This is a genomic window from Nonomuraea rosea (assembly GCF_039539705.1).
Lineage (GTDB): Bacteria > Actinomycetota > Actinomycetes > Streptosporangiales > Streptosporangiaceae > Nonomuraea > Nonomuraea rosea.
On record NZ_BAABDQ010000035.1, the window covers coordinates 63,087 to 84,704 of the forward strand.

General features: G+C 73.7%; 23 protein-coding genes. 12 read left to right on the plus strand and 11 right to left on the minus strand.

The annotated features are described in order from the left end of the window. Position 1: 1 nt before the first annotated feature. The gene (locus tag ABEA43_RS49680; protein ID WP_345573109.1) at positions 2–352 is read right to left on the minus strand and encodes a DUF6285 domain-containing protein; all 351 of its coding nucleotides are present in this window, start codon (positions 350–352) and stop codon (positions 2–4) included. A 190-nt stretch (positions 353–542) separates the two neighbouring features. Between ABEA43_RS49680 and ABEA43_RS49685 the strand changes: the two genes are divergently transcribed. The 6 genes from ABEA43_RS49685 (at position 543) to ABEA43_RS49710 (ending at position 7,109) form a co-directional block, all read left to right on the plus strand. Further along, a complete protein-coding gene (locus ABEA43_RS49685; protein WP_345573110.1) occupies positions 543–2,330 on the plus strand; it encodes an alpha/beta fold hydrolase in 1,788 nt (595 codons plus the stop codon). Positions 2,331–2,500: 170 nt separating this feature from the next. After that, positions 2,501–3,283, plus strand: coding sequence for a CPBP family intramembrane glutamic endopeptidase (locus ABEA43_RS49690; RefSeq protein WP_345573111.1), 783 nt, complete (start codon positions 2,501–2,503; stop codon positions 3,281–3,283). A gap of 48 nt (positions 3,284–3,331) precedes the next feature. After that, on the plus strand, positions 3,332–4,522 hold the full coding sequence (locus tag ABEA43_RS49695; RefSeq protein ID WP_345573112.1) for an acyl-CoA dehydrogenase family protein: 1,191 nt from the start codon (positions 3,332–3,334) through the stop codon (positions 4,520–4,522). Continuing rightward, positions 4,519–5,556 carry a phosphotransferase family protein gene (locus ABEA43_RS49700; protein ID WP_345573113.1) on the plus strand — a complete coding sequence of 346 codons (1,038 nt, stop codon included), beginning with the start codon at positions 4,519–4,521 and terminating at the stop codon, positions 5,554–5,556. Before ABEA43_RS49695 ends, ABEA43_RS49700 begins: the two co-directional genes overlap by 4 nt. 3 nt (positions 5,557–5,559) lie before the next feature. Next, on the plus strand, positions 5,560–6,279 hold the full coding sequence (locus ABEA43_RS49705) for an ABC transporter ATP-binding protein (RefSeq protein WP_345573114.1): 720 nt from the start codon (positions 5,560–5,562) through the stop codon (positions 6,277–6,279). Next, a complete protein-coding gene (locus ABEA43_RS49710; protein ID WP_345573115.1) occupies positions 6,276–7,109 on the plus strand; it encodes an ABC transporter permease in 834 nt (277 codons plus the stop codon). Before ABEA43_RS49705 ends, ABEA43_RS49710 begins: the two co-directional genes overlap by 4 nt. On the opposite strand, the gene ABEA43_RS49715 is transcribed toward ABEA43_RS49710, so the two are convergent. The 3 genes from ABEA43_RS49715 to ABEA43_RS49725 all read right to left on the minus strand — a co-directional run bounded on the left by ABEA43_RS49715 (position 7,063) and on the right by ABEA43_RS49725 (position 9,260). Then, positions 7,063–7,671: a TetR/AcrR family transcriptional regulator gene (locus ABEA43_RS49715; protein WP_345573116.1), complete on the minus strand. Its 609-nt coding sequence runs from the start codon at positions 7,669–7,671 to the stop codon at positions 7,063–7,065. The two genes, ABEA43_RS49710 and ABEA43_RS49715, sit on opposite strands and share 47 nt — an antisense overlap. Continuing rightward, positions 7,668–8,153, minus strand: coding sequence for a hypothetical protein (locus tag ABEA43_RS49720; RefSeq protein ID WP_345573117.1), 486 nt, complete (start codon positions 8,151–8,153; stop codon positions 7,668–7,670). Before ABEA43_RS49720 ends, ABEA43_RS49715 begins: the two co-directional genes overlap by 4 nt. A 363-nt stretch (positions 8,154–8,516) precedes the next feature. Beyond that, on the minus strand, positions 8,517–9,260 hold the full coding sequence (locus ABEA43_RS49725) for an ABC transporter permease (protein WP_345573118.1): 744 nt from the start codon (positions 9,258–9,260) through the stop codon (positions 8,517–8,519). A gap of 113 nt (positions 9,261–9,373) precedes the next feature. Here ABEA43_RS49725 and ABEA43_RS49730 point away from each other — a divergent pair, with 113 nt between their 5' ends. Then, positions 9,374–9,523: a hypothetical protein gene (locus ABEA43_RS49730; protein WP_345573119.1), complete on the plus strand. Its 150-nt coding sequence runs from the start codon at positions 9,374–9,376 to the stop codon at positions 9,521–9,523. A gap of 37 nt (positions 9,524–9,560) precedes the next feature. On the opposite strand, the gene ABEA43_RS49735 is transcribed toward ABEA43_RS49730, so the two are convergent. Next, positions 9,561–9,818 carry an HAD family hydrolase gene (locus ABEA43_RS49735; protein ID WP_345573120.1) on the minus strand — a complete coding sequence of 86 codons (258 nt, stop codon included), beginning with the start codon at positions 9,816–9,818 and terminating at the stop codon, positions 9,561–9,563. Positions 9,819–9,934: 116 nt separating this feature from the next. Between ABEA43_RS49735 and ABEA43_RS49740 the strand changes: the two genes are divergently transcribed. The 3 genes from ABEA43_RS49740 to ABEA43_RS49750 all read left to right on the plus strand — a co-directional run bounded on the left by ABEA43_RS49740 (position 9,935) and on the right by ABEA43_RS49750 (position 12,654). Further along, positions 9,935–10,843, plus strand: coding sequence for a YhjD/YihY/BrkB family envelope integrity protein (locus ABEA43_RS49740; RefSeq protein WP_345573121.1), 909 nt, complete (start codon positions 9,935–9,937; stop codon positions 10,841–10,843). 84 nt (positions 10,844–10,927) lie between these two features. After that, on the plus strand, positions 10,928–11,263 hold the full coding sequence (locus ABEA43_RS49745) for a YciI family protein (protein WP_345573122.1): 336 nt from the start codon (positions 10,928–10,930) through the stop codon (positions 11,261–11,263). Further along, a complete protein-coding gene (locus tag ABEA43_RS49750) occupies positions 11,260–12,654 on the plus strand; it encodes an RNA polymerase sigma factor (RefSeq protein ID WP_345573123.1) in 1,395 nt (464 codons plus the stop codon). The genes ABEA43_RS49745 and ABEA43_RS49750 overlap by 4 nt, the downstream gene beginning before the upstream one ends. 226 nt (positions 12,655–12,880) lie before the next feature. Here ABEA43_RS49750 and ABEA43_RS49755 read toward each other — a convergent pair whose 3' ends face one another. Both ABEA43_RS49755 and ABEA43_RS49760 read right to left on the minus strand, forming a co-directional pair. Continuing rightward, positions 12,881–13,240, minus strand: coding sequence for an STAS domain-containing protein (locus tag ABEA43_RS49755; RefSeq protein ID WP_345573124.1), 360 nt, complete (start codon positions 13,238–13,240; stop codon positions 12,881–12,883). Then, complete coding sequence (locus tag ABEA43_RS49760; RefSeq protein ID WP_345573125.1) at positions 13,237–13,611, minus strand: STAS domain-containing protein; 375 nt, start codon at positions 13,609–13,611, stop codon at positions 13,237–13,239. The genes ABEA43_RS49755 and ABEA43_RS49760 overlap by 4 nt, the downstream gene beginning before the upstream one ends. A 390-nt stretch (positions 13,612–14,001) precedes the next feature. Here ABEA43_RS49760 and ABEA43_RS49765 point away from each other — a divergent pair, with 390 nt between their 5' ends. Next, positions 14,002–15,399, plus strand: a complete 1,398-nt coding sequence (locus ABEA43_RS49765) for an amidase (protein WP_345573126.1) — start codon at positions 14,002–14,004, stop codon at positions 15,397–15,399. A gap of 17 nt (positions 15,400–15,416) precedes the next feature. Here the strand turns inward: ABEA43_RS49765 and ABEA43_RS49770 are convergent, their stop codons facing one another. After that, on the minus strand, positions 15,417–17,114 hold the full coding sequence (locus ABEA43_RS49770; protein WP_345573127.1) for an FAD/NAD(P)-binding protein: 1,698 nt from the start codon (positions 17,112–17,114) through the stop codon (positions 15,417–15,419). 236 nt (positions 17,115–17,350) lie between these two features. Between ABEA43_RS49770 and ABEA43_RS49775 the strand changes: the two genes are divergently transcribed. Next, entirely contained in the window at positions 17,351–18,277 is a 927-nt protein-coding gene (locus tag ABEA43_RS49775; RefSeq protein ID WP_345573128.1) for an alpha/beta fold hydrolase, read from the plus strand. A gap of 80 nt (positions 18,278–18,357) precedes the next feature. Here the strand turns inward: ABEA43_RS49775 and ABEA43_RS49780 are convergent, their stop codons facing one another. The 3 genes from ABEA43_RS49780 to ABEA43_RS49790 all read right to left on the minus strand — a co-directional run bounded on the left by ABEA43_RS49780 (position 18,358) and on the right by ABEA43_RS49790 (position 21,491). Then, on the minus strand, positions 18,358–18,918 hold the full coding sequence (locus ABEA43_RS49780; protein ID WP_345573129.1) for a GNAT family N-acetyltransferase: 561 nt from the start codon (positions 18,916–18,918) through the stop codon (positions 18,358–18,360). 72 nt (positions 18,919–18,990) lie between these two features. Beyond that, positions 18,991–20,025 carry a hypothetical protein gene (locus tag ABEA43_RS49785; protein ID WP_345573130.1) on the minus strand — a complete coding sequence of 345 codons (1,035 nt, stop codon included), beginning with the start codon at positions 20,023–20,025 and terminating at the stop codon, positions 18,991–18,993. 29 nt (positions 20,026–20,054) lie between these two features. After that, the gene (locus ABEA43_RS49790; protein ID WP_345573131.1) at positions 20,055–21,491 is read right to left on the minus strand and encodes a phenylacetate--CoA ligase family protein; all 1,437 of its coding nucleotides are present in this window, start codon (positions 21,489–21,491) and stop codon (positions 20,055–20,057) included. Positions 21,492–21,618 lie beyond the last annotated feature (127 nt).

Sequence of the window (21,618 nt, forward strand, 5' to 3'; positions counted from 1 at the left end):
TTCAGCCGGGCGTGAGGTATCCCGGGTTGGCCACGTCGAGTTTCGCCCGGACGGCCTGTTCCAGGGCCGCCGTGAGCGCGGCGCCGTCCTGGAGGCGGCCCTCGCGGATCGCGGCGGCCAGCTCGGCGTCGTCCGCCACGCCCAGGTCGGCCAGCCGCCGCGCGTGCTCCTCCGCCTGTACGGGGCCGAGCTCGATCTCCCGCTCCACCATGCCGAGCACGTTGATCGCCACCCGGGTGTGAAAGCGCACCCGGCCCTCCACCCCGGGCAGCACGTCGGTCTGCAGGAAGTCACGGACGGCGGCCACGAGCTGCGCCGCCGTGGGGACGTCGTGCGGGTCGGTTCGCGTCATACCTCCTTCCGTAGCAGACGTAGGAGCCTGCTCCCAAGGGGAATTCGTCCCGCAGGCGGAAGAATCCGGAAACCTGCCGCGTGAGGGTGGAGGCATGGTCTCCAAAGCCTTCACCGCCGGCCTCATCGCCCTCTCGGCAGCGCTTCCGGCCCCAGCGTCGGCCCCAGTATCGGCCTCAGCGTCGGCCTCAGTGCCGTCCGCTGTAGCGGGCACGCCGACGGGCGAGGGGCGGGTCGCCGGGGCCCGGCATGAGTGCGCGGACGCGGTCAGCCGGTGTGACGGCACGCTGTCCGTACCGCTGGACTGGAACGACCCGTCCTCGGAGCGCATCACCGTCGCCTTCGCCTGGCTGCCGGCCGCGCGGGGCGCGACCGGGACGATCCTCGCCAACCCCGGCGGGCCGCTGCCCGCCCTGCCCGACATCCCGCGCATCCAGCAGGCGCTCGGCCCCGTGCTCGACCACCAGAACCTCCTCGTGGTCGACCCGCGCGGCCTGGGCGAGTCGACCCCGCTGCTCTGTCCCGGCCTGAACCTCGCCGCACCCGCCACCATCGCCGCCTGCGCCGGCCGGCTCGGCCCGCGCGCCGCCTTCTTCACCGCCGACCAGGCCGCCGACGACATGAACGCGGTACGTCAGGCGCTCGGCGTCGGCAAGCTCGCCTTCTACGGCAACTCGTACGGCACCCTGTACGCCCAGGCGTACGCGGCCCGCCACCCCGGGACGCTGACCGCGGCCTTCCTCGACAGCACCGTGATCACCTCACCCGGCGGCTACGCGCTCTGGCCCATCCGCTCCCAGACAGGTCAGCTCGACCTCGTCTGCGAGCGGTCACGAGCCTGCCGCGCCCTGCCCGGCACCGCCGCCCGTACCTGGGCCGAGCTGGTGGCGCACCTTCGCGCGCACCCCGACCCCCAGGTGCCGATGGCCGCGCTCGCCACCGTGGACGGCGTGTACGAGCCCGTCTTCGGCCGCGAGGCGACCGCCGCCGCCACCGCCTACCTCGACGGCGATCCCGCCCCGCTGCGGCGCCTGGCCGCCGTGGTGCCGAGCCTTCCCGCGCAGCCGATCGAGGGGCCGCAGTGGGCCGGGTACCTGGCCTACCGGTGCGGCGACGGGGCGTTCCCGTTCGACAGGGACGCCTCGCCGGCCGAGCGGCAGGCCCAGCTCGAACGGCACTGGCGCGAGGAGCGGCCGCTGGCGCCGTACACGCCTGCGGACCTGGGGCTGGACGTGCGGAACGGGCTGGAGTTCTGCGTGCGGTGGCCGACGCCGAGGAACAGCCCGCCGCTCCCGCCCGGCGCCCGGCTGCCCGGCGTGCCGGTCATGGTGGTGGGCGGGGACTTCGACACCCAGAGCCCGGCCGAGGTCGCCGCGGCGATGCGGGTCTTCCCCGGCGCCACGTTCGTCCGGGTCCCGTTCGGCGGGCACAGCCTCGCCTGGGGCGGCGGCGAGGCCGGCGCGTGCGTGCGGACGGCGCTGCGGTCGTTCCTGACCGATCACCGGGTGCCTGCCGTGCGGTGCAGCGCGGAGAACTACCGGGCGAGCGGCGCCTTCCCCCGCTCGATGAGCGACCTGTCGCCGATGCCGGTGGCCGGGCTCTCCGTCCGGGAACGGCGGGTGCTCGCCGCCGCCTTCGCCACCGCCGCGGACGCCGTCGCGCGGCGTAACCCCTACGCCCTCGCGCACGCCCGGCTGAAGACGCAGCAGGGGCTGCGCGGTGGCCGGGTGGACTTCCGGGACGGCTCCGTCGTGCTGGACCGGGCGAGCCTGGTGGACGGCGCGGAGGTCAGCGGGGAGATCACGCTCGGGGCGGACGGCCGGGCCGGCGCCACGCTCCAGGTCACGGCGCGCGACGGGCGGGCTGCGGCTCGAACCCACCGGGTGAGCCTGGCCTGGGCGGCGTTCGAGGCGCGGGAGCGGCCGGCGCTGTCCGGGACGTTCGACGGCACGCCCTTCGAGGTCCGCGAACGCACCTGACCGCAGCGGCCGGGCAGGGTCGGGCGGGACGGAGCGGGACAAGGCGCGGGCAAGGCAAGGCAAGGCAAGGCAGGGCGGGCCAGGCCGGGCGGGGCGAGCGGGCAGTGGGCAGGGTGGGGTGGAATGCGGCCTTTATCCGGGTCCGATCGTTTAGCGGCTAATCTGCGGCCATGACGACACAGTCTCCCGCCGCGCCGCCCCCGGTGCTCGGGCCCGGCCTCATCAAGGCCGAGGTCCTCGTCGTGATGTCGGTCTCGCTCGGCGCCAGCGGCCTGGTGGCGTTCGTCCGGCTGATCGGCGCGCTCACGGCGCCCAAGGAGCTGAAGGGCCAGCAGGCCGTGCTGGTCGGATCGATGGCGCCGGGCCGGCCCTGGCTGGACCTGACGCTGCAACTCGTCGAGATCGCGATCTCGCTGGCGCCGGTCGCGCTGGTGGCGTACCTGATGGTGCGCTCGGGCGAGTCGCTGCGGACGATCGGCGCGGACGCCCGCGAGCCGGGCCGCGACCTGCTGCGCGGGGCACTGCTCGCGGCCGCGATCGGCGGCACCGGGCTGGCCTTCTACCTCGCGGTCTGGGCGGCGGGGGTGAACCTGACCGTCGTCCCCGGCCAGCTCCCGCAGGTGTGGTGGCAGGTGCCGGTGCTGCTGCTCGCCGCGGCGCAGAACGGCGTGCTGGAGGAGGTCCTCGTCGCCGGCTACCTGCTGCACCGGCTGGGGCAGGCGAGGTGGTCGCCGTGGCGGGCGGTCGCCGTCTCGGCGCTGCTGCGGGGGTCGTACCACTTGTATCAGGGGTTCGGCGGATTCGTCGGGAACGTGGTGATGGGGGTGGTGTTCGGGCGGCTGTACCAGCGGTGGGGCCGGACCACGCCCCTCGTGGTGGCGCACACGCTCATCGACTCCGTCGCCTTCGTCGGGTACGCCCTCCTGCACGGCCGGGTGAGCTGGCTCCCCTAAATCCGCAAAGCCGTTGACTGGGCAACGATTTGGGGTTGAGATCCATTCATGAGCTTCGCCGTGCCTGACAGCGTCCGACCGGTTCGCGATGCCGTACACGCGTTCATGACCGAGCGGGTGGAGCCCGCCGAGCCGGTGCTGCAGGCGGGCGGGGCGCCCGCGGCGGCGGCCATGGAGGAGCTGCGGGCCGAGGCGAAGAAGGAGGGCCTGTGGGCCCTCGGCCACCCGCGTGAGCTGGGCGGCGGCGGGCTGCCGTTCCTCGACTACGTGTACGTCAACGAGGTGCAGGGGCGCAGCGAGTTCGGGCAGCTCGCGCTGGGCACGTTCACGTTGCAGGACTCGCTCATGCTGTACGAGCACGCCTCGCCCGGCCAGCGCGAACGCTATCTGGAGCCCCTGGTACGCGGTGACATCTCGCCGAGCTTCGCGATGACCGAGCCCGCGGTGTCGAGCAGCGACCCCACCCAGATCACGACGTCCGCCGTGCTGGACGGCGGCGAATGGGTGATCAACGGGCACAAGTGGTTCACGACGGGGGCGTCGCTGGCCGCGTACACGACCGTGATGTGCAGGACCGAGCAGGACGCGCCGCCACATCTGGCGTTCTCCATGATCCTGGTGCCGACGGACACGCCCGGCTACACGATCGTCCGCGAGACGCCCGTCCTGGGGCTCAGCGGGGCGCACTGCGAGGTCCGCTACGAGGACGTCCGGGTGCCCGCCTCGAACCTGCTCGGCGACCGCGGCCAGGGATTCGTCATCGCGCAGAAGCGGCTCGGGCCGGGGCGGATCTTCCACTGCATGCGGTGGCTCGGGCAGGCGCAGCGGGCGTTCGACCTGATGTGCCGCAGGATGCACGAGCGGACCGCGTTCGGCGAGCCGCTGGCGGCCAAGCAGCTCATGCGGCAGCACGTGTTCGACTCCTACACGGAGATCCAGGCCGCCAGGCTGCTCACGCTGCACGCCGCCGAGGCGATCGACGCGGGCTCGCAGGCCAGGGTCGAGATCGGCGCGATCAAGGTGGTGGGCGCTCGCATGCTGCACAACGTGATCGACCGGGCCATCCAGGTGTACGGCGCCGCCGGGCTGACCCCTGACACGCCGCTGGACCGGATGTACCGGCACGCGCGGGCCGGCCGGATCTACGACGGGCCCGACGAGGTGCACATCGACTCCGTGGGCCGGCGGATCCTGGGCGCGTACACGGCGGGCGGCTCCTGGGAGTTCGGCCTGCGATGACGGATCCGCACGCGATCGCCCGCGCGGCCTTCGGCGCCGGCGCGGTGATCACGTCCAGCGTCCGGCTGCCGGGCGGGGCCTCGCGGGAGACGTGGGCGCTGGACGTCGTCGAGCCCGGCGGCCGCACGCACGAGCTCGTCCTGCGGCTCGACTCCCCGGGCGCCGCCCCAGAGGTGAGCCCAGAGGTGAACGCAGAGGTGAGCCCAGAGGTGAGCGCGGAGGGGAGCGCGGGCGCCGGGCTGGCCGCCGAGGCGACGCTGATGCGGGCCGCGTACGACGCCGGGGTGCCGGGTCCGCGGATCGTCGCGGCCGGCGAGTCGTACATCCTCATGACCCGCGTCCCCGGCGAGACCATCCCGCGCAAGATCCTCAGGGACGACGCCTACGCGGCGGCCCGGCCCAGGCTCGCCGCGCAGTGCGGGCAGGCGCTGGCCGCGATCCACCGGATGCCGCTCTCCTGCGTGCCCGAGGAGACGGCGGACGATCCGCTGACGCGCTGGCGCGACGTGCTCGACCTGCTCGGCGAGCCGCACCCGGTGTTCGAGCTGGCCCTGCGGCGGCTGGCGGCCGACCGGCCCGCGAGCACGCGGCGCACGGTGGTGCACGGCGACTTCCGCAACGGCAACCTGATCGTCGGGCCCGAGGGGATCAGGGCGGTGCTGGACTGGGAGCTGGCCCACCTCGGCGACCCGCTGGAGGACCTCGGGTGGCTGTGCGTGAAGGCGTGGCGGTTCGGCTCGCCGCTGCCGGTGGGCGGGTTCGGCGGCTACGAAGAGCTCGTCGCCGCCTACGAGCGGGCCGGCGGGCAGCCCGTCGACCGGGGCGCGCTGCGCTGGTGGGAGACGTTCGGGGTGCTCAAGTGGGGGATCATCTGCGTCATGCAGACCATGCGGCACCTGCGCGGGGGCGCGCGCTCCGTGGAGCTGGCGGCGATCGGCCGCCGGGTGTGCGAGAACGAGTGGGACCTGCTGGCGATGCTCCGGGAGCGGGCGGAAAACCCGTTGCCTGAGGGTCCCCCGCGCACGCACGCTTGACCGGTGGCCATTCTGCGGGCATCTCATCTGGTGAAGCGGTTCGGAGCGGTCACCGCCGTCCGCGACCTGAGCCTGACCGTGCACGAGGGCGAGGTCGTCGGCCTGCTCGGCCCCAACGGCGCGGGCAAGTCGACCACCCTCCACATGCTGCTCGGCCTGATCACCCCCGACGCGGGCGGCATCGAGCTGTTCGGGCTGGAGCTGGCCCGGCACCGGATCGAGGCGCTCAGCCAGGTCAACTTCGCCGCCAGCTACGTGGACCTGCCCGGGGTGCTGCGCGTGCGCGAGGTGCTCGACGCGTTCGCCAGGCTCTACGCGCTGCGCCGTCCCCGCGAGCGGGTGGCCGAGGTGATCGAGCTGTTCGAGCTGGGCCCGCTCGCCAAGCGGCAGATGCTGGCCCTGTCGTCGGGCCAGCGCACCCGCGTCCAGCTCGCCAAGGCGCTGCTCAACGCGCCCAGGCTGCTGGTGCTCGACGAGCCCACCGCCAACCTCGACCCGGACGCGGGCGACCGCATCCGCGGCCTGCTGTCCAGGCTGGCCGCCGAGAACGGCAGCGCCATGCTGATCACCTCGCACAACATGCGTGAGGTCGAGCGCATGTGCGACCGCATCCACTTCATGTCCGACGGCCTGGTCGTGGCGGCCGGCAGCGCCAAGGAGCTGGCCGGGCGCTACGACGCCGAGGACCTGGAGGAAGTGTTCCTGAAGGTGGCGCGCGGATGACGACTCCCCTGCCCTCGCTGAGCCTGCCGCCGCTGAGCCTCGCGGCGCGGCGCACCCGGATCCTCGGCGTCGTCCAGCGCGACTTCGCGGCGCTGCGGCGCAGCCCGATCCGGATGTTCGAGATCCTCTTCTGGCCGACCGTGGAGCTGGTGCTCTGGGGGTTCCTCACGCTGTTCCTGCAGACGCAGCGGGTGCCGTTCGTGGTGTCGTTCCTGCTCGGCGCGGTCCTGCTGTGGCAGGTGCTGCAGAAGGCGAGCAACGAGATCTCGATCGCCTTCCTGGAGGACATCTGGTCACGCAACCTGCTCAACGTGCAGGTCAGCCCGCTGTCCAGCGTCGAATACCTGGTCGGGCTCGTGCTGTTCTCGCTGGGCAAGGTGGTGTTCGCGGTCGCGGTGATGGCCGGGCTGGCCTTCGTCCTCTACGGGTTCGGGGTGACGAGCCTGGGGGTGGGCCTGGTGCCGTTCATGGGGGTGCTGCTCGTGCTCGGCTGGTCGCTCGGGCTGGTCGGCATCGCCGCGGTGCTCCGCTTCGGCGAGAACGCGCAGGTGATCGCCTGGTCGCTGGTGTTCGTGGTGCAGCCGGTGGCCGGGATCTTCTACCCGGTCTCGGTGCTGCCCGCGCCGCTGCAGGCCGTGTCGTGGTTCCTGCCGGCCTCGCACGTGTTCGAGGGCATGCGCACGGTCATGGCGGGCGGCGCGGTGCCGTGGGACCGGCTCGCCTGGGCCTCGGTGCTGAACGCCGGCTATCTGGCGGCGACGCTCGCGTTGTTCGCGTGGGCGCTCAGCTACGCCCGGCGGCGTGGGAGGCTTTCGAGGTTCGGGGACTGACCGCGGCGGCGATCACGTCGACCAGGCCCTCCACCACCTGCGCCGGGTCCACCTCCGGATGCTCCAGCCACCAGTCGCCGGTCGTCTGCACCATGCCCACGAACGCGTGCCCGAGCACCTGCGCGCGCACCGGGTCGGGCACCACGCGCTCGGCGACCAGCATCGCGCCGAGCTCCTCGCCGAGGCTGCGCACGAGCGAGGTCATGTGGGAGCGGATCCTGGTGTCCTCGGCGCTGGCCCGGTGGAACAGGAACCGGTAGAGGTTGAGGTTGGCCGCGATCAGGTCGAGGTAGGCGGAGATCGCCGACCTGGCCCTGCTCCGCAGGTCGGTCCCCGGCTCGGCGAGCTTGGGCCGGAGCTGGGCGATGACCGTGCGCACGTGCCGGTCGGCCAGGGCCTGCAGCAGGCCGCTCTTGTCGCCGAAGTGACGGTAGAGGATGGGCTTGGTGATGCCGGCCTCGGCGGCGATGGCCGCCATCGACACCTCGGGCCCTTCGCTCAGGATGACCCGGTCGGCGGCGTCGAGCAGCGCCCTGCGCCGATCCGGATCCCGTCCACTCACCGGTCAAGGATAGATCTCGTACGGCCGGGCAGCAGCGCGGAGAGCACCAGCACCACGCCGATGATCGTGTAGAGCCCCGTCACTCCGGCCAGCGTGCCCGGCGGCTCCCCCATCTCGGCCCACGCCAGCCCGCCCGGCTGCGACCACGGCAGGCCGCCGGCCCGCGACCAGGGCAGCTTGGCCGCCACGCCGAGCGCGGCGTCCAGGTCGAGCGCGAACAGGACGCCGGCGGCGGCCAGCGGCAGGCCGCACGCGAGCGCCGCCGTGGGCCAGGCGGTCAGCAGTGTGACGATGACGGCCGCGCCCAGCAGGTAGCCGAGGCCCGCCGGTGCGGGGCCGAACGTGGCGTTGCCCGCGCGCAGGGCTCTGGCGGCGGCCTCGGTCAGGTAGTAGACCGGGAGCAGGGCGCCCAGGCCGGCGACCGCTCCCAGCAGCCGGCGGGTCTCACGGGGCAGGCGCCGGCGGGCGCGGGCCCATTTCACCGCAAGGTTCTCGCGCTCGTTGATCTCTGCCTCCCAGGGTGATCGGTCTGGTGGGAATCGCCGACATGGTCACTGTGCGTATTCGCTGGGCTGAGTTCAAGGGCAGCGTAGCGGCTCCTTGCGCGTACGGTGACAAAGATCCGGTGGCGGCGGTATCCGCGGCTGTCAAGGGTGCGCGGCGGGCGGTGATCGAATCGGGGGCCACTCTTGGGCTGGGCGGGAGCCGGGGACCGGCGGCGGGGAGGAGTGCGAAGGGCGTACCCGTCCTCACGGACCGTGAGCACGACGGGACCGGCCCGGACAGGGCACGGCCCGAGGCGACTCAGGGCGTGGCTCAGGGCGTGGCTCAGGGCGCGAGGCGGCTCAGGGTGCGAAGTGGCCGCGGGCGGCGAGTTCGATCGTGACCACGGTCGCGATCGCCTGCGCGGCCAGCAGCGCCACCAGCACCACGAGCTGCACGATCCCGGCGTCGACGGGGCTCGCCCCGCCGAGCAGCATGCCCACGAAGGCGCCGGGCAGCGTGACCAGCCCCACCGTCCTCGTCTGGTCCAGCGCGGGCACCAGCGCCTGGCTCGCCGCCGGGCGGCAGATCTCCATCGCCGCGTCCCGCGGGCTGAACCCCAGGGACAGCGCCGCCTCCACCTCGCCCTTGCGCTGGGTCAGCTCGTCCATGGCGCGCCGGCCGGCGAGGGTGGTGGCGGTCAGGCAGCCGCCGAGCAGGATCCCGGCGATGGGGATGACCACGATCCCGTCCGCGGAGATCACCCCGCTGCCGCCCAGCACCGCCAGCACCGGTACGGTCCCCGCCGCGATCGGCGCCCCCGCCCACCATCCGGTACGGCCGCGGGTGATGCGCCGGCCGGCGGTGAAGGCGGCGACGCCGTACATGAGCAGGAGGAACGCGGCCACCGCGGCCGAGTAGGTCACCACCCACGCGATCACCGCGGACACGGCGCCGAGCTGCACGACCGCGCGGAGGCCGGCGGTCACGATCGCCCGCGCGTGGCCGAGCCGGCCCTGCCAGGCCACGAGCGTGCCCAGCGCGACGAGGGCGAGCAGGGCCACGGGGAGCATGGGGGTGAGGGAGATCAGCGAAGAGGAGCGCACGAAAGCAGTCTGGCCTGCCCCTTCCGCGGACCTCGCGGGTCCCCCCGATGAGTGCTGCGCCGGGCCTCTCCCGGGGGAGCACACCCGTCGTCCGGGACGCGAGGGTTGGGTGCATGACACCACGCACAGCTCTCACCGCCATGCTGTCCCTCGCCCTCGGCGTCTGTCTCGCCGCGCTCCTCACCACCGGCGGCGGCGAGAGCACCCGATCGGGATCCGGCCCGGCCGGACCTCCGGCGCCCGCCTGCGAAGGACCGCGCTAGCCCGCGCCCAGGCGGCGGGGGAGGTCGAAGATCGACGTCAGCCGGTGCGCCGCGGGCACCGGGCCCGTTCCAGCGGATCGATGAGCAGCGCCGTCATCCCCGCGCGCCGCGGCCCTTCGTAGTCCGGTACGAAGGTGTCGCCGACGAAGAGGGCCGACGAGGGCTCGATGCCGGGCAGGTAGTGGACGCCGGTGTTCCACTCGCGGACGTACTGGCCGGCGAAGTCCTCGGCCTCCTGCGCGGCCGGCTCGCGCGGCAGGGCCTCGGCGAGGGTGTGGCTGCGGGCTCGGGCCATGCCGTGCATTCTGCCGCAGGACGATCATGCGCGCGGTTTCGGTGGAACGATACGGTGAACCGTCACCGTCACGACGGCGGCATTTCACGCGAGCCCCGCGGAAGGACACACGCAACATGAACGCCACCGGGCCGATCAGGCGATCGGTCAAGGGGCTGGCGGCAGGCTGGCGGCGCGCCCGCGACCGGCACGGCTGGCTGGACCATCTGGTACGCGCCGTGGTGCGCTACGACCAGGCCGACGGCGGCCGGTTATCAGCCGCGCTCACCTATTACGCCTTCTTCGCCACCTTCGCGCTGGCGCTGCTCGCCTTCGCGATCCTCGGCCGGGTCCTGGACGACCCGACGGTGCTGGCCACGGTGCAGCACTACCTCAGCGAGAACTTCCCGCGCCTCGACGTCCAGGCGCTACGGGACGCGCGGGGCACGGCGGGCTTGGTGGCGTTCGTCGCGCTGCCGCTCACGGGCCTGTTCTGGATGGACACCCTGCGCTCGGCCACCCGGGCGATCTGGCAGATGAAGGAGTATCCGGGCAACTTCCTGCTGCGCCAGCTCATCGACCTGGGGGTGGTGGCCGGGCTCGGGCTGCTGCTCGCGCTGTCGCTGGCGGTCGCGTTCGCCGCCGAGCGATTGCTGACCTGGCTGGCCGTGATCACCGTCGGCCCGGAGGCGCTCCCGGCGCAGTGGGTGCTGACCGCGGCCGGCTTCGTGCTCGGGCTGGGCGTCAACACCCTGCTCGCCATGGCGTTGCTGACCGGGCCGCCCCGGTTGCGGCTGCCGCTGCGCCGCGTGATCGGGCCCGCGCTCGTCATCACCATCGGTTTGGAGGGCCTCAAGACCCTCGGGCAGGCGTACGTCAACCTCACCGTGGCCAATCCGGCGTACCAGGTCGTCGCGGGGGCCGCCGGGATGCTGCTGTTCCTCAAGGTGCTCAACCAGCTCATCCTGTTCGCCACCGCGCTGGCGGCCACCAGCACGACCGGGCCCGTCGTCGATCTGGCCGCCGAGGAGCCGGGCGCCGAATAGCCGGAGATTCTTTGCCCGGCCTGTGTCCGGAGCGGCGCCGCCCGTTCGTCATGCTGGTGAGACTCTGACAGAAGGGGCACAGAGATGAAGTACATGATGTTCGTCTGCACCGACACCGCGCCGGACACCGACACCGCCGACTGGCCCGACATCAACGTGTGGGTGGCCGAGAACGACGCCCGGGGGCGGCGCCTGGACGGCGACCAGCTGGCGCCGGTGTCGGCGGCCACCACCGTCCGCGTGCGCAACGGCGAGCTGCTGGTCTCCGACGGCCCGTTCGCCGAGACCAAAGAGGTGATCGTGGGCTACGACGTGCTCGAATGCGCCGATCTGGACGAGGCGATCGAGGTGGCCCGCGCGCATCCGATGGCTCGCGCGGGACGCCTGGAGCTCCGCCCGTTCCCGGCCCCTGCCGCGTGACTGACACCAATCCACCCGCCGACGGCGGCCCAGCACACGCTGAGGCCGCCGCCCCGGCCGATGGGGAGGCCGCCAGACCGGCCGACCTGGCCGGCGGGGAAGCCCGCAGACCGGCCGGACCGGCCAGTGGAGGGGCGGTGGGGGCCGCCGCCAGTCCGGGAGGCCCGGCCGGTGGGGAGGTGGCGCGGGTTGTCGCCACTGCCGGGCGGGAGGCTTTTGCGCGGATCGTCGCCGCGTTGATCCGCGTCACCGGCGACTGGACGCTGGCCGAGGACTGCGCCCAGGAGGCGATGGCGCTCGCGCTCGAACGCTGGCCCGGGGACGGCGTCCCCGCCAACCCCGGGGGCTGGCTCATGACCGTGGCCCGCAACCGCGCGATCGACGTGCTGCGGCGCGCCTCCGCCGAACAGCGCAAGCTGCGGGAGGTCGCGCTGCTCTCGCTCGCGGACCCGGGCGACCCGGCCCCGACATCGGCGAAGGAGGACATCGTGGACGACCGGCTGCGGCTGATCTTCACGTGCTGCCATCCGGCGCTCCCGCTGGAGGCGCGCGTGGGCCTGACCTTGCGGACGATCTGCGGGATACCGACCGCCGACATCGCGCGGGCCCTCCTGGTCAGCGAGTCGGCCATGACCCGCCGCCTGACCCGGGCCAAGACGAAGATCGCGAACGCCGGGATCCCGTACCGGGTGCCGACCGGCCCGGCGCTCGCCGAGCGCCTGCCCGGAGTGCTCGCCGTGCTGTACCTGCTGTTCACCCGCGGGTACGACGCCGACGGGCAGCCCGCGTTCGCGGACGAGGCGATCCGCCTGGCGCGGCTGCTGGAGCGGCTCATGCCGGGCCAGTCCGAGATCTCCGGGCTGCTGGCCCTGTTCCTGTTCCAGCACTCACGGCGCGATGCCCGCCGCGACGAGGACGGCAACCTGCTGACCCTCGACAAGCAGGACCGGTCCCGCTGGGACCACGCGGCGATCGCCGAAGGGGCCGGCGTGCTGGCGCGGACGTCCCCGGACGGCCCGTACGCGCTGCAGGCCCGGATCGCCGCCTGCCACGCCACCGCCGCGTCCGCCGCCGCCACCGACTGGCCGGCGATCGCGACGTGGTACGACGAGCTCGCCCGCGTCCAGCCCTCCCCGGTGATCGAGCTGAATCGGGCTGTGGCGCACGGCTACGCGTACGAACCTGCGGCCGGGCTGGCGCTGCTGGCCGAGGCCCGTACTGGTGGGGCGCTCGACGGCTACCCGCTCGCGATCGCCGCGGAGGCCGATCTCACCGCCCGGCTCGGCGACCATGCCCGCGCCGCCGCCCTCTTCCGGCGGGCCGCCGGCCTCACCTCCGCCGAGTCCGAACGCCGCGCCCTCCTCGACCGCGCCGCCGACCTGTCGGCCTGACGGAACGGTACGGTACGGTCCCCCGCTTTCCCCAGCGATGTGCCCAGCGGCGATGTGCCTGACGACCCTCCCGCTGATGAACCCGGCCGGCCCGCTCAGGGAAGTGCCCGGCGGCCCGCTCGGTGACGTGCTTGGCGACGTGCTCAGGGATGTGCCCGGCGAGGTGCCCGGGGCCCGCTCAAGGTAGTACCCGGCAGCCCGCTCAGGGAGGTGCCCGGCGAGGTGTTCAGCGGGCCCGGAACGCCGGATCGCCCTGGGCGGCGGCGATCGCGCGCTCGACGTCGGCGTGCACGACCACGGCCCGCACGGCGCCGGTGATCTCCATCAGCCGGGCCGGGCTCGGCTGGAGCGCGGCCAGGTGCAGCGCGACACCGTGTACGCGGGCCAGCGCCGCGGCGGCGAGCAGGACGGCCAGGCCTGAGCTGTCCATGAAGGACAGCCCGCTCGCGTCCACGATCAGGTGCTCGTCGAGCCGCCGGCGCACCTGGTCGATGTAGGTCTCCAACTCGGCGGAGGTGGTGGCGTCCACATCCCCGGACACGGCGATCAGCGTCGCCCCGGTGAGATGGCGGCAGGTGAGGATCACTGGCGCTCCTGAAGACGGGTTTCGTGATCGTGCAGCACCACGGCGACGGCCTCATCGACGCTGGGGTGGATGTTCAGGGCGTCCCACACGCCGGAGATCTGCAGCACGCGCGCGGGCAAGTCCTGAACGGCGGCCAGATGCAGGCCACCGCCCTGCGCGCGGGCGGCGGCGTTGAGGCGGAGCAGCACCGCGAGGCCACTGCTGTCCATGAACGTCAGCCCGCTCAGATCGAGCACCAGCGACTCCCCCTGCCGCTGGACACGCTCGATGGAGGACTCCAGCCAGTCGGCGTTCGTGGAGTCGGCCTCGCCGGTCACGGTGACCAGGACGCCGGTGGCCAGTCGTCGCTCATCCACGCTCAAGGGGGACATATCACCCTCGATACGGCACCCAGCGGGCCCTGATGCTGCGCGATGATCACGAGCATGGGGTCCCCCGCGGAGGTCTGCCGGACAGCGACGTCATTGTGCCGTTCGCGGTCAACACTAATGCGAAGGCGGCGGCCGGACAGCCGGTTCGCCCGAGGTTCTCCAGCCGACCCGCCACCCACACACCCCCCGCGCGCCACCCGCGCGCCACCCGCCCAGCGTCCGCGCACTGTCCGCGCACTGTCCGCCCACCGTCCGTCCACCGTCCGCGCGCCGACCGCTCCCCGACCGGCCGCGAGGGGAGGCCGGGGCCGGGGCGGGCCCTCCTCGTCGGCTGGCGTAGTGATATCAGTGGACCTGTTCCGAACGTCGCGAAGGCCTGGAAAGGACTTCATGCCCGTCTCCCCCGGCCCGTTCACCGGCCGTACCGTCATCGGCCTCGCCCAGGACCTGCGCGCGGGCCGGACCAGCTCGGCCGAGCTGGTCGAGCAGGCGCTCCACGCCATCGCCGAGCTCGATCCGCCGCTCAACGCGTTCGTGACCGTGGACGCCGACGGTGCGCGGGCCGCGGCGCGGCGGGCGGACGACGAGCTGGCCGGGGGCACCGACCGTGGCCCGCTGCACGGCGTGCCCGTCGGGGTGAAGGACCTCATCGACGTCGCCGGGCTGCCGGCGACGAGGGGCTCGCGGCACTTCGCCGACCACATCCCGGACGCCGACGCCGCGTGCGTCGCGCTCCTGCGCCGCGCCGGCGCCGTCATCGTCGGCAAGACCACGACCCACGAGTTCGCGTACGGCCCCACCGGCGACCGCTCCGCGACCGGCCCGTCGCGCAACCCCTGGGACCCGGCCCGCATCTCGGGCGGCTCCAGCGGCGGCAGCGCCGCGGCCGTGGCGGCGGGCATGGTGCCGCTCGCGCTCGGCACGGACACGGGCGGCTCCGTCCGCATCCCGGCCGCTCTGTGCGGGATCGCCGGTTTCAAGCCCGCCTATGGGGCGATCCCCGAGGAGGGCGTCTTCCCGCTGTCGCGCAGCCTCGACCACGTCGGCGTCCTCGCGGCCGACGAACGCGACTGCCTGATCGCCTACCGCTGCCTGACCTCGGCCGACATGCCCGCGGACGTGGCGCCGGAGGAGGCCGCACGCGTGCGGGTGGCCTGGCTGGACCCCGCCGGGCTCCTCCCCGGGCTGCCCGCCGCGCTCAATACTGGGCTGACCAACGGGCCGGGCGCTGGGCTGTTCGCGGGCGACGCGCGGGTGGCGAGCGTGGCGCGCGCGGTGTCCGGGGCGCAGGACGAGGTACGGCTGCCGCCGGGGATCGACGAGGCGTTCAGGCAGGCGTACACGGTGATCCAGAGCTGCGAGGCGGCGGCCGTGCACGCGTCGCGGCTGGCACGGGCGCCGGAGCTGTTCGACCCCGAGGTGGCCGAGCGGCTGCGTGCCGCCGCCGACGTGCCCGGCTGGAAGTACGTTCAGGCCATGGAGGCGCGGCCGCGGCTGGCGGCGGCGGTCGCAGCGCTGTTCGAGCACCACGACGTGATCGCGCTGCCCACCGTGCCGATCACCGCGCCCCTGCTCCAGCAGCGGGAGATCGAGCTGAACGGCGAGACCGCCGCCGTACGCGCGTTGCTGCTCGCGCTGACCAGCCCGTGGAACCTGACCGGCCGGCCCGCCCTGACCGTGCACGCCGGGACCGTGGACGGCCTGCCGGTGGGGCTGCAGCTCATCTGCCGCCCTGGCCGCGAGCACCTGCTCTTCGAGGCCGCCGCCCGCCGCGCGCGACAGCCCTGACCCGCTCCCGCGCCGGATCACGGGCGATGGAGCAACGCGGCGGCCACGGCATCCGCGTCGCGGCAGAACGGGCTGTCCTGCCCCGGCCGTCCGGTGCCGACCTCGGTGAACCAGCGCGTGTGCCCCGTCGCCACGCCGAGCGCGTGGATGTCGGGGTCCGCGCGCCCGAGCGCGTCCACCACGCGGTACGGGCTCCGCGTCACGGCCAGCCCGCCCGTGGCGAACCGCGTCCCCGTCGCGGCGTCCACGTTCACGAACTCGCTGATCATCCCGTCCGCCAGGAGCTGCCTGAGCAGCGGGGAGGTGTCCCTGGCGAGGTCCCGAGCAGGAGCCATCGCGTCCACGAGCGCCACCGCGACCCGCCGGGATCCGCCCACCTGCGGCGAGGACACCGCGAACCCGCCCGCGTCCGGCGTGAGGGTCGCGCCGGGACCCACCGGGCGGACGATCCCGGCGTCGAGCAGCGCCGCGAGCTGCTCGACGTGCGCCGCGGGCGGCCCGGCCGACAGCACGAAGCTCTGCGGCACGAACCTGGTCAGGAAGTCCCTGTGCGAGTCCGGCAGCAACCCGCCGAAGTCGACCACCAGCGGCAGCAGCGGCCTGATCACCCGCAGCATCTCGGTGGCCGCCTTGACCGTGCCGCCCGCGCAGCCCTCCAGCGCCCGCCGCGCGTCATCGCGCAGCAGGCGCGCCAGGCAGGCGCGATACGCCTCCGGCGTGGCGAACCACCGGCGGCCGAAGGGCCGCGCCAGCCCGGCCAGCGGCTGAGCCGCGCCGGTCGAGCAGGCCAGGTCCGCCTCGAACTGGATGAGCGGCTCCACCAGCCGGGCGAAGTCGAGCTGCGGCGTCCCGGTGGCGGCCAGCGCCGCCGCGCGCAGGGCCCGCAGGCGTTCCTCGGTGACGACCCGCAGCCGCACGGGCGGCGCGGGGAACGCGGGCACGGCGGGCCTGGCCAGGAACGGCAGCCCGCCGCGCGACAGGACCAGCAGCCGCGGCTCGGCGCCGCTGGGCACGTACCGGAGCCCGTCGCGCGAGGGGGCGAAGCGCCCGCCGCGGCCCAGCGTCACCGCCCGCATCACGTCGTAGAACGTCAGCCCGAACCCGCGCACGGCGACGCCGGCCCCCGGCGGCAGGTCGTCGAGCGGCATCTCGGTGGCCAGGCCGGGCGGGATGTACGGGATCCCGTGGTCCTCCGCGTGCCGCCGGCAGGCCAGCCGCGTCTCGTCGAGCTCCGCGGCCGAGTGGCCGGTCGCGAGCACCGCCTTGTCCGCCCGGTACGCCGCCCCGCCCGCGACCAGGCACAACCCGCCCGCCGTACGGACCAGGCGGGTCACCTCGGCGGCCACCGGGCGGACGCGCACGTTCGGCGGCGCGGTCGCGCACAGCGTGGCGAACACCTCCGCCAGGTACTGCCCGTAGTGCCTGCGCGCGGGGTACGCGCCCGCCGCCAGCCCGCCCCAGCCCGCCACGCTGCCGAACCGGCCGGCGGGCAGGTGGCCGTCGGGCGAGCGCAGCGTGCTCTCTCCTGCCGTGGTGTTGGCCGTGAACCACGGCGGCTGATCGGCCCGCCACACCCGCCCGCCGCAGTGCCCGAACGCGTCGAAGGCCCAGATCGTCACCTCGTCGTCGCTTCCGCGCAGGCGGATCAGCAGGCGTTCGAGGACCGACAGGCCGCGCGGCCCCACCCCGACCAGCGCGATGCCCAGCTCCCCCATCCTGCCCAGCTACCCACGTACGACCACGTCAGACCGCCGGCGACGGCCGCGGAGGGGTATGCCGAGCCGCTGCCGCCGTCGCGGTGAACGGTGAGGCATTCCCGGGCACGGACGGGGAAGTGGCCTGGACGTCCCGGATCATCGCGAAGGAAGGATCACCATGAGAATCGTCGTCCCTGACAGCCGGCCACGACGCCGCCGGACCCCCGTCGCCGACCGGTCCGGGGGCTGAGACCTTGTTCGAAGGCTTCGAGGCCGGCCTGATCCAGGTCGAAGGAGCGGAGATCTTCACCCGCCACGGCGGCGCGGGACCGCCCGTGCTGCTGCTGCACGGCCACCCCCGGACCTCGGCGACGTGGCATCGCGTCGCCCCGCGGCTCGTGGCGCAGGGCTTCACGGTCGTCTGCCCCGACCTGCGGGGATACGGCCGCTCCCGTGGCCCCGCGCCGGCCGCGGACCACTCGGCGCACTCCAAGCGGGCCGTCGCGCGTGACCTGGTGGCGGTGATGCGCACGCTCGGCCACCGGCGCTTCGCGCTGGCGGGGCACGACCGCGGCAGCTACGTCGCGTTGCGGCTCGCCCTCGACCACCCGGAGGCCGTCGCGCGCGCCGCACTCCTGGACTGCATCCCGATCAGCGAGCACCTGTCGCGCATCACCGCGACGTTCGCGACGCGGTGGTACCACTGGTTCTTCTTCGCCCAGCCCGAGATCCCGGAGCGGGTCATCAACGCCGACCCCGACGGCTGGTATCACGGCGACCCGCTGAGCATGGGGCAGGAGAACCACGACGAGTGGCGCGCGGCCATCAGGAACCCCGAGGTGGTGCGGGCCATGCTGGAGGACTACCGGGCGGGGCTCACCGTCGACCGGCGCCACGAGGAGGAGGATCGGGCGGCCGGCGTACGGCTGCGCTGTCCCGCGCTGATCCTGTGGTCGCTCAAGGACGATCTCGAAGAGCTCTACGGCGATCCGCTGCGGATCTGGCGCGACTGGGCGGACGACGTACGCGGGCACGGCATCGACTCCGGGCACCACATGGCCGAGGAGGCCCCTGAAGCGCTCGCCACCGCCCTGACCGGCTTCTTCACCACCGAGCCTGAGGACGCCGGGCCTGAGGACGCCGGGCCTGAGGACGCCGGGCGCGATCCGTCGCCGCCGTGACGGTCTCCCCCGTCAGGGCGCCGGGCGGAGGAACGTGCGGCCGAAGCGGCGGACTCGTGGCGAAGGGCCGCGCCGGCGCGTCAGGACGACTGCCGGGCCGCGCGCCACTCCGGTGCGAGCACCGACCAGATCTCGACGTCGTGCCGCTTGCCGCGGTACAGGTAGCTCTCCCGCAGCACGCCCTCCTTCGTCAGCCCGAGCCGTCTGGCCACCGCGATGCTGGCCTGGTTCCCCGCGGCGACCTGCCACTCCACCCGGTGGATGCCCCGCTCCTCGACGGCCCAGTCGATGATCACGCGGGCCGCCCTGGTCACCAGGCCCTTGCCCACCGCCGACGGCTCCAGCCAGCAGCCCGCCTCGGCGGTGCCGTGCGCGAGGTCCATGGTCCTGAAGAGCACGCCGCCGACCAGCTCGCCGTCCACCCAGATGCCGTGGATCCGGCCGGTGTCCACCGCGGCCTTGTCCGCGTACGACCGCAGGTACGACCGGCTCGACTCCAGGTCCGTGACGGCGTCGGGGAGCGTGATGTACTGGCCGATGAACTCGCGCCCCCGGTCTATGTGGGCCAGGAACTCCTCGGCCCGCCACGGCTCCAGTGGCCGCAGCTCCGCACCGTCGTCGCCCAGGGATATCACGTACATCGGCACCTTCCCCCGTCAAACCAGGACACCTTGCGACGAGATCCTCTCATGAGAAGGCGAGCGGTCCCCTGGCTAGGTCGTGCGCTGCCTGATGAACGGGACGTCCTGGTAGCCGGCCCGGCGAGCGGCGCGCAGTGCCGTACCGGGGGTCGGCCCCTCCGCGATCACCCCGTCCGCGCCGATGGCTTCCCACGTGCCGTCCGCTGTCCCAGGTGCCGCGTCCGGTGTGCGCAGGGCGGCCGCGAGCCGGTCCACCCGGCCCGAGGTGTCGATCGCCGGCCCGGGGCCGCCGAGCCACTGCCAGGTGTGCCGCTCGGCGCCGCGCAGCCTGCGCCAGATCAGGTACTGCACGAGGATCGCCGGTCCGAGCACGGTGAGGAACGCCATGCCCGAGCGGAGCACGCCGGTGGCGAAGCCGATCTGCACCAGGACGATCAGCCCGAGGCCGACGGCCGCGCCCGTCCACCCCGCGGCCTTGCCGTACGCCTTGGTCGCCACCATCGGCCACAGCGCGAGGATCAGGCAGTCCCCGAGACCCGCCGCGACCGGCACCGCCCCGGTCGTCACGGCCAGGAGCGGCGCGAACGGGTAGCCCTCCACCTGGGCCAGGAACCGGTCGGTCATGTCCCCGAGCCCGGTCGCGAACAGGTCGTACACGGCCAGCGCGGTGGCGAACGCGGCGACGTGCCCGGCGGTGATGCCCGTCTGGGTCCACAGGCTGGTCACGCCGATGACCGAGACCACGATGAGGACGGCGTTGAGCACCACGACCAGCGTGGCCTGCCCGCTGAGGGCCGCCCAGGCCGTCGCGGCGACGAGGAGCACGGCGGCGAGCGTCGCCGTGCGCCCGCCCAGCAGCGGCGCGAGCGCCAGCTGCACGCTGGCCAGGAACATGACGCCGAACACCGTCGAGACGACCGGCGCGGGCATGGCCAGGTAGGCGACGGGCAGCACGACGACCAGGCCGCTCATGATGAGCACGTCCGAGGTGGTGAACCGGCCGACGGGCGGGCGTGGGAGGCGGTATCGGTGCACGTAGCCGAGGCCGAGCAGCATGATCGAGGCGATGAGCAGGTCGAGTAACGCGAAGTTCTGCAAGGTGAACATGGAGGTCTCCGTGCCGCCGGGGGCCGCCGCTAGGACTGCGACGTCTCGAAGCTGTGCTCGTACAGGTCCGCGCGTACCCGGCACGGCTCGGGAAGATCTCCGGCGTCCTCGGCCAGCACGATGCCGGCGACCTGGAGCGAACGGTCCGCCGCCCGCTCCTCGATCCGGCCGAGCAGGGCGGCGCCCGGCGGTGCGACGACGTGCAGGAGGGGCTTGAGCGGGTCGCCGCTGAGCGCGTACCGGGTGGGCAGCGGGATCTCGCGCACGCCCTGCAGCACCTCCAGGATGTCGCGGGCGGTCGGGCCGCCGCCGAAGGTCTTGGCCCGGCCGACGATCGGGGAGGTGGCCGGGAGCTGAGCCAGCTCGCATCCGTAGGGCTCGTCGGGGAGCCGGCGGACGAGGTCGCCCGTGCGGTAGCGGACGAGCAGCGTGGTGTCGCGGTACGGGGCGTACGGCGTGGCGACGAGCTCGCCGATCTCACCGGCTGTGACGGGGGTGTCGGCGTCCAGGGCGAGCACCTCGAAGTGGGCCTGCTCGGAGGCCAGGTGGAGGTGCTGCTCCGCGCAGACGAGCCCGGTGGTCGGCACGAGCTCCGTCATGCCGTACACGTCGGAGACCGGCACGCCGAACATCTCGTCCACCCGCTCGCGCAGGGCGTCGGTGAGGATCTCCGCCCCGGTGAGTATCTGGCGCAGGCCGAAGTCGCGGGCCTGCCAGCCGTCCCGCTCGGCCCGCTGGACGAGCGCGCCCAGGTAGGAGGGGACGGTGTACAGGTCGGTGATGTGCGGCGACTTGCCCGGCAGGTGCAGGGGCGTGGCCAGCCTGTCCAGCGCGATACCCGGGTCGACCAGCCCTTGCGCGACGAATCCGGCGCCGACGAGGCTGAGCGCCTGCTGCACCGAGATCATGCCCACGGTCGCCCGCGAGCTGACGCACGACATGCTGACGTGGTGGGAGCGCACGCCGCCCACCATCAGGTACGAGATCGCGGACAGCGCGGCCGACAGCTCCAGCTCGTACCGGGAGAACCAGACGACGGTCGGCGTCCCGGTGGTGCCGGTGGTCTGCGCCATGAGGACCGGTTCGCTGCGCTCCGACACGAACGCCGGGCCCGCGCCGCGCAGCGCGGTCTTCGGTGTGGAGGCGACCTGGTGCAACTGGTCGAGGCCGATGCGGCTGGGATCGACGCCGTGCTCGTCGAACCACTGCCGGTAGTAGGGGGTGTGCCGGGCGGCCTGCCTGATCGCCTGGCGCAGCCGCCGGTCGGCCATCGAGCGGCGGATCTCCGGGTCGTCGACGCCGCCACCGCCGGGCAGCATCTCGTCGGCGCCCTCGCCGGGCTCGCCCAGCTCGTCCAGGGTCTGGCGGAGGTCGGTCACCATACTTCGCAGGGCTTTGACGTCGAACCTGCCACCGCTGAGCACGGTGGTGACGTAGCGGAGCTGGCGGGCGGCTGTGGCAAGCATGGAGCCTCACTTCGTCTGACGGCACCGACCGTTGGTGGCCGGCCGGATGACCCGGCCGGCCGTGTTCCGTTAGCTGCAGGGCAGCTGGAACAGTGCGGTCGTCAGAGTGCTGAGTGCGTACCTGGCA